General features: G+C 61.7%; 11 protein-coding genes and 5 tRNA genes. 8 read left to right on the top strand and 8 right to left on the bottom strand.

All coding sequences use genetic code 11. The annotated features are described in order from the left end of the window. The first annotated feature begins 8 nt into the window (after positions 1 to 8). On the top strand, positions 9 to 695 hold the full coding sequence (locus WA950_RS13115) for a YoaK family protein (protein ID WP_424552150.1): 687 nt from the start codon (positions 9 to 11) through the stop codon (positions 693 to 695). A gap of 194 nt (positions 696 to 889) precedes the next feature. Further along, positions 890 to 2647 carry a sensor domain-containing diguanylate cyclase gene (locus tag WA950_RS13120; RefSeq protein WP_424552151.1) on the top strand — a complete coding sequence of 586 codons (1758 nt, stop codon included), beginning with the start codon at positions 890 to 892 and terminating at the stop codon, positions 2645 to 2647. A gap of 71 nt (positions 2648 to 2718) precedes the next feature. Here WA950_RS13120 and WA950_RS13125 read toward each other — a convergent pair. From WA950_RS13125 to WA950_RS13145, 5 genes are all read right to left on the bottom strand, one after another. Next, positions 2719 to 2795 (bottom strand) — tRNA-Arg (locus WA950_RS13125). A gap of 8 nt (positions 2796 to 2803) precedes the next feature. Next, positions 2804 to 3109 carry an ETC complex I subunit gene (locus WA950_RS13130; protein ID WP_424552152.1) on the bottom strand — a complete coding sequence of 102 codons (306 nt, stop codon included), beginning with the start codon at positions 3107 to 3109 and terminating at the stop codon, positions 2804 to 2806. Between the two features lie 129 nt (positions 3110 to 3238). Further along, a tRNA-Pro gene (locus tag WA950_RS13135) sits at positions 3239 to 3315 on the bottom strand. 118 nt (positions 3316 to 3433) lie between these two features. Then, a complete protein-coding gene (locus tag WA950_RS13140; RefSeq protein WP_424552153.1) occupies positions 3434 to 3931 on the bottom strand; it encodes a DUF192 domain-containing protein in 498 nt (165 codons plus the stop codon). Then, the gene (locus WA950_RS13145; RefSeq protein ID WP_424552154.1) at positions 3931 to 4509 is read right to left on the bottom strand and encodes a cold-shock protein; all 579 of its coding nucleotides are present in this window, start codon (positions 4507 to 4509) and stop codon (positions 3931 to 3933) included. Before WA950_RS13145 ends, WA950_RS13140 begins: the two co-directional genes overlap by 1 nt. Before the next feature lie 196 nt (positions 4510 to 4705). Between WA950_RS13145 and WA950_RS13150 the strand changes: the two genes are divergently transcribed. The 6 genes from WA950_RS13150 (at position 4706) to WA950_RS13175 (ending at position 8205) form a co-directional block, all read left to right on the top strand. After that, positions 4706 to 5146: a VOC family protein gene (locus tag WA950_RS13150; RefSeq protein WP_424552155.1), complete on the top strand. Its 441-nt coding sequence runs from the start codon at positions 4706 to 4708 to the stop codon at positions 5144 to 5146. Between the two features lie 339 nt (positions 5147 to 5485). Beyond that, positions 5486 to 6775: a YcbK family protein gene (locus WA950_RS13155; RefSeq protein ID WP_424552156.1), complete on the top strand. Its 1290-nt coding sequence runs from the start codon at positions 5486 to 5488 to the stop codon at positions 6773 to 6775. Between the two features lie 139 nt (positions 6776 to 6914). Beyond that, positions 6915 to 6989, top strand: a tRNA-Glu gene (locus WA950_RS13160). Between the two features lie 214 nt (positions 6990 to 7203). Beyond that, positions 7204 to 7794 (top strand): methyltransferase domain-containing protein, encoded by a 591-nt coding sequence (locus WA950_RS13165; RefSeq protein ID WP_424552157.1) that lies wholly within the window; start codon positions 7204 to 7206, stop codon positions 7792 to 7794. A 123-nt stretch (positions 7795 to 7917) separates the two neighbouring features. Next, positions 7918 to 7992, top strand: a tRNA-Glu gene (locus tag WA950_RS13170). 138 nt (positions 7993 to 8130) lie between these two features. Further along, positions 8131 to 8205: transfer RNA gene (locus tag WA950_RS13175), tRNA-Glu, on the top strand. 35 nt (positions 8206 to 8240) lie between these two features. On the opposite strand, the gene recJ is transcribed toward WA950_RS13175, so the two are convergent. The 3 genes from recJ to WA950_RS13190 form a co-directional block, all read right to left on the bottom strand. Beyond that, the gene (gene recJ, locus WA950_RS13180) at positions 8241 to 10043 is read right to left on the bottom strand and encodes a single-stranded-DNA-specific exonuclease RecJ (RefSeq protein ID WP_424552395.1); all 1803 of its coding nucleotides are present in this window, start codon (positions 10041 to 10043) and stop codon (positions 8241 to 8243) included. Positions 10044 to 10140: 97 nt separating this feature from the next. Further along, on the bottom strand, positions 10141 to 11463 hold the full coding sequence (locus WA950_RS13185; RefSeq protein WP_424552158.1) for a homoserine dehydrogenase: 1323 nt from the start codon (positions 11461 to 11463) through the stop codon (positions 10141 to 10143). 54 nt (positions 11464 to 11517) lie between these two features. Further along, on the bottom strand, positions 11518 to 12738 hold the full coding sequence (locus WA950_RS13190; protein WP_424552159.1) for an LL-diaminopimelate aminotransferase: 1221 nt from the start codon (positions 12736 to 12738) through the stop codon (positions 11518 to 11520). Between the last annotated feature and the right edge of the window lie 46 nt (positions 12739 to 12784).

A 12784-nucleotide genomic window follows, 5' to 3' on the forward strand; every position in this document is an offset into this window, starting at 1 on the left:
GAATCAATATGCTCATCCAAGAAGGCGATAAGAGAACACCAGCGACAGACTTGATGCTGGCGTCGATTCTGGCGTTTGTCGCAGGAGGTGTGAACAGCGCGGGCTATATGGCCTATCGCTACTTCTCGGCCAACATGACCGGAAACGTCTCGATGGCTTCGGAGCTCATAGCAATATCTCAACTCGACGCGGCACTTGGCTTTCTGGCCATCGTCATGGCGTTCATTCTGGGTGCCTTCCTGGCATCCATTCTCATCGAGATCGGCAAACGGCACAAACGCGACAACATCTATGCCCTCACATTGATTGTCGAAGCCGGTCTTTTGCTTCTGGTCGGCCTTGCCTTCGCCCTTAGCGCACACCCACCGAACGGCATCCTGATGGTCGGCCTACTGGCCGTAACGATGGGCATACAGAACGCTGCGTCGACCCGCATTTCAGGTAGCCGCGTTCGAACCACACACGTCTCTGGTGTGGCCACCGACCTGGGTGTCGGCTTCGCCATGCTCTTGTCGCGCAGCTCCAGCGTTGAGAAGGCTGTAACCGTGCTGCGGTTGAAGCTCAACCTGGCTACGATTGCCTTCTTCGCAATGGGCGGCGTGCTCGGTGTACTGGGATTCCAACTTCTAGGGGGCATGACCTTCTGCGTTTTCGCAATGCCCCTGATCGTCCTGAGCGTTCGATATCTCAGGTAGTGTTCCGGCCAGTTGGCTGACAAGCCGGACCGTTGAGCCCGGCCCTCGATTTCAGGCAAGGCGCCTAGCATCAGGCCAGCGCCGCGCCACACTGATATTCGAGACATTAATCGAGCATTGACATAAGATTCGCATTCCGGCCCGGGGGCGCGCGCCGTAACTGCGTTTCAAGGTTTGAAGCATAGCTTCAGCCAATGATCTGGAATTTCGCTCAAAAATTTTTTGTTTCTGCCGTCCTGTTTTTCTGGACGCTTGCATCTGCGTACGCCGCTCCGCTGGACGCCACTGAACCCACGAGCATTCGCAGCTCCTGCTGGATGCCCATCAGCCTGTCGGACGACATGGCTACTGCAATCCGCTCCTCCGGGCGCTGGACCTGCGGCAACCCGATTTACTCGCTCGAAGGCGAGCGTGCGTTGCTGCGCTTCGAAATCGGCCCAGACGACACCCTTCCGCGATATCTCTTCTCAAGACGTAGCGCGCTTGCAGCCGTGCATCTGTTGGCGGTAGACCGGGATGGAGCAATACACCAGCAGTCCTTGTCTGCTGGTGACCTTCCGAGCGCTCTGTCTGGCGGATACTTCAAGGCCCCGCTGCCGGACGTTACTCGCGACACGCAACAAGTGGTTGTCGCGTTCGATTTGCCAAGCCACAAGATGACACTGGAGCGAGCCTACCTGGCGCCGTCGGACATACCTCCTGGGCCAGACCTTCTCAGGTCACTGCTGCTCTTGGCCACCCTTGCCGGAATGCTCTCCATGCCGCTCATTTTCAACGTGGCATTCTACCGGATTCTGCGCGAGCCATTCGTTCTGTGGCATTCCCTCCTGACGATCGCTCTGCTGTTGACCATCCTGGTATCTTCCGGACTAGCGGTCGTTCTTTTCGATCCGCCGGCCATGACGTTGAGTTGGATGACCACGGTGATCTTCGGCCTTACGGTCGCTTCCGGAGCGATGTTTACGCACAGTTTCATCGAACCCGGTCTCATGCATCCGCTCCTGAGGCGGGCGCTCCCCTATTGTGCGGTGTGGGCACTGTTCTTAAGCGCGTTTCACGCGGCATTTCCCTTCGTTGGGCGCTCATTTCAGTCCACAATCTACACGGCAGCATTTGCTCCGGTGATCGTCGTTTTTCTACTGTCCGTATCGGACGCGCTGCGACGCGGCAGCCGAGCCGCAAAATTCCAGGCAATCGGCTACATGCCGATAATAATGGCCGGGTTGGTGCGCTTGATATCTGGCATCGTCCCCGGATTGCACAGCAACGATGCCATGCTCCTGTTCTATGTCGGTTGCGCATGCGAGGTCCTGTTCACCACACTGGGCGTGGCGGACCGCTTCATGGCGATCAAACGCCAGCGAGATCACGCGCGGTTCGAGGCTGACATGCTTGAGCGCCTGGCCGAACGCGACACGCTGACGGGATTGCTGAATCGGCGTGCAATCGAGAAGAACTTCGAGAGGTTCCGTGCCGAGGGTTACCATACACTCGCCGTGCTCGACCTGGACCACTTCAAATCGATCAATGATGTTCACGGTCATGTAGTCGGCGACGCAGTGTTGAAAGCAGTGGGCCAGGCGCTTCAGGCCGACCAGCAGGTCCAGGCATTCCGCCTTGGCGGCGAAGAATTCGTTTTGCTCATGCGCGGCAAGGATGCACAAGCCCGAGCAGAACGTCGGCGCCAGGCAATTTCCGCCATTGTCGCCAATCAGGTTCCTGGCCTCGGGAGCCCGGTAACCGCGAGCATGGGCATGGTTCGAGCACGACCTGATAGTGTCCTGGAGTTCACAGAACTCTACGATCAAGCCGACAAGCTACTTTACAATGCCAAACAGGCCGGCCGGAATCGGACGACAACAGCACCGGCTCAAGCATTCGAGAATGACGTCTATCCATCCCGGGACATTGCGGCTCAGTTTCCGATGCCTCAAGTAGCAGCCCGCAATTGAGTGGCATGGACCCCGACAGACCGCTACACGGCAGCTTCGTTGAGAAACGTAAGCGATATCAGATGAATAGATGGCGACCCCTGCAGGGCTCGAACCTGCGACATTCTGCTTAGAAGGCAGATGCTCTATCCAGCTGAGCTAAGGGGCCGGAGGACCTCAGTGGGTCCAGGGCTGCATGCGGTTGAAACGGAAATTGTCCGGATAGGCGACGCGCTTGCGGGTCGCTTCCTTAGGCTCGATCAGGCGGTATTCGATGCCCTTGCGCGTCGCATAGGCGATCGCCTCTTCGCTGGTATCGAAAGTCAGCCGAACCTGCTGGTACATGTCACCGGAGCTCGTATAGCCCATGATCGGATCGATCGTCCGCGGCTTTTCGGCATCGAACTCCAGAACCCAGAGCTGGGTCTTGGCAGTGCCGGACTGCATGGCGGTCTTGGCGGGACGATAGATCTTCGCGGTCATCGAAGCAGCTCCAGAATTCTCGCATAAAGGCGCGCCGTTCCGCCGGCGCGCGTCCGAGAATGCATAACCCGGATTCCGCAAAGGGGAAATGACCGGAAGAGCATTTGGCATCGAAACGCCCGCCGGACGTGGTCGGAGTGGAGAGATTCGAACTCCCGACCCTCTGGTCCCAAACCAGATGCGCTACCAGACTGCGCTACACTCCGTCCGTCCCGGCGATTGGGGAGATACACGCATCCGCCCGCGCTCGCAACAGCAAATAACGGCATTCTTCAGCTTGTTACAGGGAAACTGCCTTTCAGGCGGAAGGCGGCCGGTTCTGTTCTACTGCGCCTTGCGCAGCGATTGCATCAACTCGTTCTCGACGCGGTTGCCGGTGCGGATGCCAAGGCGCTTCACGGTGCCGCCGTTCAATTCCAGCACATAATCGATCGGCCCTTTCGAATCGATGATCGCCTCGGAGAGTGGCTCGGCATTTTCCTTGATCGTGCGGATATTGCCGTCCTTGCCGATGAAGAGCATGTCGAGCGAGACATAGGTGTTCTTCATCCACATGAAGACTTGCCGCGTTTCGCCGAAAGCAAAGAGCATGCCGCGGTTTGCCGCCATCTCGGTACGGTTCATCAGCCCCTGCTCGCGCTGGCGGGGCGTCACGGCAAGCTCCACCGTGAAGGCATGGCTCTTGCCGTCCTTTGTCACGATCGTCAGCGGCTGCGTGTCGAATTTTTCATCCGCGGCGGCGGTGGAGGCAAGGCAGAGAAAAAGCGCCATGACGGCGCTTGCCAGATGTGCGACGCCCAACCTGCGCGCATGGCGCGCCATTAATGCGCCCTGCCGCCCGGAACCGGCATATCAGGATGGATTTCCGCGGCCATCAGGCCCTTTTCACCATCGCCGAAGCGGACCAGCACGACCTGTCCTGGACGCAGTTCCGTCAAGCCGAAGCGGCGAAGCGTCTCCATGTGAATGAAGATATCCTCGGTTCCCTCGCCGCGCGTCAGGAAGCCGAACCCCTTGGTACGGTTGAACCACTTGACCAGCACGCGCTCCAGCCCGCTCGACGGCGTGACCTGCACATGGGTCTTGACCGGCGGCATCTGCGAGGGATGCACGGCCGTCGACTGGTCCATGGAGAGAATGCGGAAGGTCTGGTAACCGCGGTCGCGCTTGTGAATCAGCGCGACGACGCGCGTGCCTTCCAGAACCGTCTGGTAGCCGTCCCGGCGCAGGCATGTGACGTGTAGCAGCACGTCCTGCATGCCATTGTCCGGGACGATGAAGCCAAATCCCTTGGCCACGTCGAACCACTTTATGACACCGGTGATCTCGATCAGATCGACGGCGTCATTGCTCTGGTCATCACGCTCTGTGATTCCCTTTGAAGACACCCTGTCCGTCATGATCTGCCAGCCCCTCGTTTACGCGTCACATTGAGTTACGGTTAACTGATTCTTGATAACCAGAATAACATTGTCCCGATGCGAATGCGCAAGCCCCTTTGAAAGATTTGCTCGTCCCATTGGTAAGCTGCAAGGCTTGCCTGAGGCTGACAAAAACCTAACCTTCGGGGCGATTCCCCGTTTAGAGGATTTTTCCATGCGTTATCTTCACACGATGGTCCGCGTCAAAGACGTCGAAGCGTCCCTCAATTTCTACTGCACGCTGTTCGGTCTTGAGGAAGTGCGACGCCATGAGAACGAAAAGGGCCGCTTCACGCTGATCTTTCTCGCCGCACCGCAGGATATCGCGGCAGCGCGCGAAAACGCAGCGCCCTGCCTTGAACTGACCTATAATTGGGACAGCGAGGACTACGCGGGCGGACGAAACTTCGGCCACCTCGCCTACGAGGTCGACGATATCTATGCGCTCTGCCAGAAGCTGATGGACAACGGCGTGACCATCAATCGCCCGCCGCGCGATGGCCACATGGCGTTTGTCCGCTCGCCGGACGGCATTTCCATCGAGATCCTGCAGAAGGGCGAGCGCCTCGCCCCGTCCGAGCCCTGGGCCTCGATGGGCAATACCGGCGCCTGGTAGCCGTCTGCGACGCAAGCTCCGGGCAAAGCTTGTGTCCTATACCGCCGATGGAAAACCATCGTTTCGCCGTATTTGACCGGAAAATTCCTGCCATTCCGGTCGATCGCCAGCGCAATGGAGCGTTTCCGGCCGTTTTTGAGCCGGATTCTTCCGTTCCGCGTTCCACGGCTTCACCGCCTCGGCCTTTACACAATTGGCCGAAACGGTAACATCGCAGCAACCGCAGCTTGGCCCATTTTGGCTCTACTCTATCGCGGTTGCGACTGTTTGAAGAAATGGCCTATCGGCGGCAAGACCGGTGGCCCGAACGTCGAAAGCGGGGGAAAGCCTTTGCAGGACATGCAAGGAAAGTGGCCGCGCCTGAAGACGCTGCGGTATGGATTGCTGCTAGCCGTCTCGGTTGCCACGCTCTCGGGCTGCGTTTCCGCAGTCTCCACGGATATGCGCGCGGACAATACCGCGCAGGAAAAAGAAGAAACCGTCGCCGAAGGCGCCACGGGCGAAACAACCACGCCCGTGGTGAACGCGGACGCGACGGCTCAGGGAGCCTACGCGACCGCCAGCGCCGAGGGCATGGACGGCCAGCAGGCGACCGGTGAAGCCGGGCGCGACATGGCGGGCATGGTCATGCAGCAGACCGCGCTCAATGCCGGCCGGGCGAGCATCTATTCCAATGGCGGCCAGGTCACGCCGACCGGCACGGCCTATGCGACCCAGACAGCCGGCGCGAATGCGTCCAATCTCTACGGCAATTCCGGCACGGCGCAGGGTGAGGGCCAGACGGGCCGCCTGCCCGTCGAGGACATGCCGCCGGTCGATTCGTCCGCTCAGCAGCCGCTCCTGACGCCGGGCGGCGAACAGGCGGTCCTCCTGCCGGAAAATGTCCCGATCCCCAAGTCGGCGCGCACGGCGCTCGTCGCGGAAGCGGCAACCAGCAATGCCGCCGACATGGCGCTTGCCGTACCCGCAGAAGACGGCGCAGCCACCGCCGGTGCACACACGAAAGATCAGACACGCAAGACGCTTACGCTCGCCTCGCTCTTTGCCAACAAGCGGGACGCGAAGGAGCAGTTTGACGGCGACCGCTTTGCCGAGCAGCCGCGCCGCGTTCTGAACCGCGACAGCGCGAACTCCACCCAGAAGGCCTCGCTTGGCACCCTGCCCGGCGTGAAGAACGGCAATGCGCTTCTGCCGACCGATACGACGGATCATTCCGAGGCCGAGGAAGTCGAGGACGATGCACCGCAGTTCAAGGAAGTCGCCTCGCTCGCCGGTCTTGCCCGCCTCGCCCCGAACGGCCTGTGGCTTCAGACCGAAAAGGTAAAGACGGGTTGCTTCAAGCCGGAACTGCTGCAGGTGCTGAAAACGATCGAGAAGCACTATGACAAGCCGATCATCGTGACCTCCGGCCGGCGCGACATCAAGGTCAACCGCGCGAAGCAATCGTTGCATACACGCTGCGAGGCGGCCGATATCCAGATATCGGGCGTCACCAAGTGGGAGCTTGCGGAATATCTGCGCACCATGCCGGGCCGTGGCGGCGTCGGCACCTATTGCCACACCGAATCCGTGCATATCGATGTCGGACCGGAGCGCGACTGGAACTGGCGCTGCCGCGGCCGCAAATGAGAAAGCACGGTTAAGCCGCTGGGATCTGTGTATTTTCCAAATCGAAAGCCGCCTCCAGGCGGCTTTTTATTTTTTTGTCACAACTGCCTTTTCACGCTTGCAGAAGGCAAAACGGCCTTCTATAAGACGCCCACCGCACGCGCCCTTCGTCTATCGGTTAGGACGTCAGATTTTCATTCTGAAAAGAGGGGTTCGACTCCCCTAGGGCGTGCCACGGTCCCCTCCCCATTGAAATGTTTAGCGACGACGGAAGCAGTTTTCCGCCGAAAAACGCTATTTCCTGCGGCTTGGTCTTCCGCACGCCATGGGCACGCCTGAGTGTTTCTGCTAGGGACATTCAACGTGTGGTTCAAAACTCTAAGAGTGCGAGGCGAATCTTGAGATTTTTCTCTAGCCGGCGGGCTCCTGCGCCGCAACCGGTAAAGCCAATGCTGTCGCCGCAGGCCTATGCACCAGAGGCCGACATCTATGGAATTTTCCACAGGAACATCCGCGCCAGCATGCCGGCGAGCGTTCTGGAGGTTGGCACGCGCAGATCGGACCCCACCCGCAGCACGCACAGCCGGGACGCCTTTCCCTGGGTTCCTCACGAGGACTATGTCCGGCTCGACGTCCGCGATGGCCTGGATGTCGATATGCTGGGCGACCTCCATGCCCTGCCGCCGGAATGGAACGACCGGTTCGGCTGCTTTATTGCCGACGCGGTTTTCGAGCATCTGGAGCGCCCCTGGATCGCGGCAAGGGAAGTGGCGCGCGTCCTGAAGCCCGGCGCGCCCTTTCTCGTCGTGACGCATCAGTGCTTCCCCATTCACGGCCATCCCAATGATTTCTTCAGGTTCAGCAAGGAGGCCCTTCGGCTTATCTTCGAGGATGCGGGACTGGTGGTGGATGCGGCCGAATATGGCGACCAGTGCATGATTGTTCCCCCGGAGCACATCGTGCCTTACGAGATGCTGGAAGACTGGAACCGCACCTACCCGTCCTACGTCATGGTGAGGGTGACGGGCCGCAAGCCCTAGCCCGTCGACGCAGCCGCTTCATCGGCCGGACCGAACATTTTCTGTCGCTTGAAAAAGTTGCGTCGAACGCCATTTTTCGTCTTGCGAATCCGTCCGGTCCTGATTAGAAGACGCCCACCGCACGCGCCCTTCGTCTATCGGTTAGGACGTCAGATTTTCATTCTGAAAAGAGGGGTTCGACTCCCCTAGGGCGTGCCACTTTCCCCTCGCAGCATCGATGAATACCGCCGCCGCAGCGCGCGGGGCTACGCGCTTGCGCAAGCGAAAAAAACTGGAAATTCCTGCATTTAGGGCTTGCGCAAATCAGCCGGGCCGATTAGAAGACAGCCATCGCACGCGCCCTTCGTCTATCGGTTAGGACGTCAGATTTTCATTCTGAAAAGAGGGGTTCGACTCCCCTAGGGCGTGCCACCCTCTCCCCATAAATGCCATCGAATTCACGTCGTTCAGAATGCCTTTGCGGCATCCAGAACGCGAAACTGTATGCGTCGGCTGCCCTGCCAGCTATCGGCGGAAAGCGTGCCTGCAAGGTGCACCGCCTGCCCGCGCTCCTTCATCAGGAAAATCCCCAGATCGGCTTCAGCGGCCCGGAAGGCCATGGCGTCGAGCCGGCCGCCGTCCGGGCCCTCGAGACCGACGCGCAGGTGGTTGACGCCGACCGGGCGAACCTCCCGGATGCGGTGCGCCGGCAGCGTGAAGATCGGCTGCGGATGGCCCGAACCGTAGGGGCCTGCCTGTTCAAGCTGGTCGGCAAGCGCCAGGGTGGCGCCGCTGGCGCTGAGGGCCCCATCGATCTTCAGGGTTTCGACGGCCACAAGCTCCCGCACCGTGCGCTCGGCACGTTCCTCGAAGAAACTGCGCAGCCGGCCGAGATTGCTGCGCTCCACCGTCAGGCCCGCCGCCATGGCATGGCCGCCGCCCTTGACGAGAATGCCCTCGTCCACCGCGGCACGCACCACGCGCCCGAGATCGAAGCCGCTGATCGACCGGCCGGAACCGGTGCCTTTTCCCGAGGGATCGAAGGCAATCGCGAAGGCAGGGCGGCGGAACCGGTCCTTGAGGCGCGAGGCGAGCAGGCCGACGACGCCCGGATGCCAGCCCTCGCGGGCGGTCAGGATCACCGAGGCGCTTTCGCCGGTGCCATACTCGGCCTGCGCTTCGGCTTCCGCCTCGGCCAGCATGGCGGCCTCCATGGCCTGGCGCTCGCGGTTGAGCTCGTCGAGCTGCTTGGCGATGCCCTCCGCCTCGCCGGGATCGTCAATGGTCAGGAGGCGGCTGCCGAGCGCCGCATCGCCGATGCGCCCGCCCGCATTGATGCGTGGACCGACGAGAAAGCCGAGATGATAGGGCGTCACCGGCCCGCCGATGCCCGCCTGCTTCAAAAGCGCCGTCAGGCCGGCATTGCCGAGATGGCGCGCGGCGACGAGGCCCTTCACCACATAGGCGCGGTTGAGCCCCTTCAGCGGGACGACGTCACAGACCGTTGAGAGCGCCACAAGATCGAGCATCGAGAGAAGATCGATGCTCGCCGCCCGCCCATCGCCCCTCGCCCTGAGCAGGCGCTGGAGGGCTACCAGCACGAGGAAGACGACACCGCCGGCGGAAAGATGCCCCTGCCCGGACAGATCGTCCTCACGGTTGGGATTGACCAGCGCATGGGCCGGCGGCAGGTCCTCGCCGACCTGATGATGGTCGATGACGACGACGTCGATGCCCCGCTCTTTTGCGACCGCGAGCGATTCGTGGCTGGTCGAGCCGCAATCGACCGTAACGATGAGTTGCGCGCCGCGCTCGATGAGCTGGCCTATGGCGTTGGGATTTGGCCCGTAGCCCTCGAAAATGCGGTCGGGAATGTAGATTTCCGCCTCTACGCCGAAATGCGTCAGGAAACGATAGAGCAGCGCCGAGGACGACGCCCCGTCCACGTCATAGTCGCCGAAGATCGCCACGCGCTCGTTCCGCTCGATGGCGCGCGCCAGCCGATCCGCCGCGGCCTCGCAATCCATCATACTGTAGGGTTCGGGCATCAGGCGGCGCAGCGTCGGGTCGAGAAACTCCAGCGCCGTCTCGAACGGCACGCCCCGCCCCGCCAGAACGCGCGAGATCAGGTCCGGCAGGCCATGGGTCTGGCTCATCGCCAGCGCACGGTTCTCCCCGGCCTGGTCGAGCCTTGCGACCCAGCGCTGGCCGGTCGCCGAGCGTTCGACGCCAAGAAAGGCGCGGCTGACGGGATCTGCATTTTCCAACATGCTCATGGCCACTCCTGTAGGGCCTAAAAGACCAGTGCCCGCGCTCCGGCGCAAGGGCGGAGGCGGGCACGGGATCGTTCGCGATGCGAAACGACGATCAAGCCGTCTTCGGACGCTCGATACGGATTACCTGCGGTTCGCCGACAAGGTAGCCCTCGCTTTTGATGGAGGCGACCGCCTTGCGGACGGAATCCTCCATCGTGGCATGGGTGACGAGGATGATCGTCTTGGGATCGGTCGTTTCCGTGGTCGATTGCGCCCGCTGCACGATCGATTCGAGCGAGATCTCGTTTTCCGCCATGTGCTTGGCAATGCTGGCGAAGACGCCCGTGCGATCCTCGACCGACAGGCGGATGAAGTAACCGCCATGATGCTTGCGGATCTGCGCGCGCTTGTAGGGCGCGAGCGCTGCGGCCGGGCGGCCGAGCGCCGGGACGGTCTGCGCGCCGGGACGGCTTTTCGCGATATCGGCAATGTCGCCGAGAACGGCCGAGGCCGTGGCATTGCCGCCGGCGCCGGGGCCGACCATCAGGAGTTCACCAAGGATGTCCGATTCGATCGCCACGGCGTTCGTCACGCCGTCGACCTGCGCGATGACGGAATCGAGCGGCACCATGGTCGGATGCACGCGCTGCTCGACGCCGGAATCGGTCTTCAGCGCCACGCCAAGCAGCTTGATGCGGTAGCCGAGATCGGCGGCGGCGCGGATATCGTCGATGGAGATGTTGGTGATGCCTTCGAGATAGATGTCGTCGGCCGCGATCTTCGTGCCGAAGGCAAGCGTCGTCAGGATCGACAGCTTGTGCGCCGTATCGTTGCCCTCGATGTCGAAGGCCGGATCGGCTTCGGCATAGCCAAGGCGCTGGGCCTCCTTCAGGCACGCCTCGAAGGACAGGCCCTCCTTCTCCATCTTGGTCAGGATGTAGTTGCAGGTGCCGTTCATGATGCCATAGACGCGCGAAATCGTGTTGCCCGTCAGGGATTCGCGTAGCGCCTTGATGACCGGGATGCCGCCGGCAACGGCCGCCTCGTAGTTGAGGAGCGCGCCGTGCTTTTCCGCAATGCCGGCAAGCTCGACGCCGTGGGCGGCAAGCAGCGCCTTGTTGGCCGTCACGACATGCACGCCGCGCGACAGCGCCGCCTTGACGGCTGCAAGGGCCGGATCGCCCGCCCCGCCCATCAGTTCCACGAAGACGTCGATCTTCGCGTCGCGGGCGAGCGCGACCGGATCGTCGAACCATTCGGCGGCTGACAGGTCGATGCCGCGATCGCGGCCCCTGGTGCGCGCCGTCACGGCAGCGATCTCGATCGGCCGGCCGCATGTAGTCGTGAGCATGTCCCTGCGTTCGACGAGAATCTTCGCGAGCGAGGCACCAACGGTGCCCAAGCCCGCAATGCCGATCTTCAGGGCATCAGCCATTTTCATTTCCTATTGGTTTGGAAGAAACCCTCCGCTGGACGCGGAGGGCGGATTTCAGCGATGGGCGTTCAGCGAGATGACGTTGTGCATCGTCTCGTCCGCCGTGGAAAGGAACTTCTTGATGTTGCGCGCCGCCTGGCGGATGCGGTGCTCGTTCTCGACCAACGCGAGGCGGACATAATCGTCGCCCATCTCGCCGAAACCGATGCCCGGTGCGACGGCGACATCCGCTTTTTCGACGAGCAGCTTGGAGAATTCCAGCGAGCCGAGGTGACGGAACTTTTCCGGGATCTTCGCCCAGGCGAACATGGTGGCGGCCGGCGGCGGAACCTCGAAACCGGCCTTGCCGAACGTGTCGACCATCACGTCGCGACGGCGCTTGTAGACATTGCGCACTTCCGCGATGTCCGAACCGTCGCCATTGAGCGCGTGGGTCGCCGCCACCTGGATCGGCGTGAAGGCGCCGTAGTCGAGGTAGGATTTCACGCGCGTCAGGGCGGCGATCAGGCGCTCGTTGCCCACGGCAAAGCCCATGCGCCAGCCGGGCATGGAGAAGGTCTTCGACATGGAGGTGAATTCGACGGTGACGTCGATGGCGCCCGGCACTTCCAGCACGGACGGCGGCGGCGCGTTGTCGTCGAAATAGATTTCCGAATATGCAAGGTCGGACAGCACGATGATGTCGTGCTTCTTCGCGAAGGCGATGACGTCCTTGTAGAAATCAAGCGTCGCGACATGCGCCGTCGGGTTCGACGGATAGTTGATGATCAGCGCCAACGGCTTGGGGATCGAGTGGCGCACGGCGCGCTCGAGCGGCGGGAAGAAGCTTTCGTCCGGCTCGACCGACATGGAGCGGATCACGCCTCCGGCCATCAGGAAGCCGAAGGCATGGATCGGGTAGGTCGGGTTCGGGCAGAGGATGACGTCGCCGGGCGCGGTGATCGCCTGCGCCATGTTGGCAAAGCCTTCCTTGGAGCCGAGGGTCGCGACGACCTGCGTCTCCGGGTTCAGCTTCACGCCGAAACGGCGGGCGTAGTAGGCGGCCTGGGCGCGGCGCAGGCCCGGAATTCCCTTCGAGGAGGAATAACGGTGCGTGCGCGGGTCCTGAACCACTTCGCAAAGCTTGTCGACAATTGCCTTGGGGGTCGGCAGATCGGGGTTGCCCATGCCAAGGTCGATGATATCGGCACCACCCGCTCGCGCGCTTGCTTTCAAACGGTTGACCTGTTCGAAAACATACGGCGGCAGACGCCGGACCTTGTGAAACTCTTCCATCTTCAACCCCGTTGGGCGCGAAGCCCCTCCGGCGGCCCTGCCGGAC

This window comes from Shinella sp. (genome assembly GCF_049651085.1).
GTDB lineage: Bacteria > Pseudomonadota > Alphaproteobacteria > Rhizobiales > Rhizobiaceae > Shinella.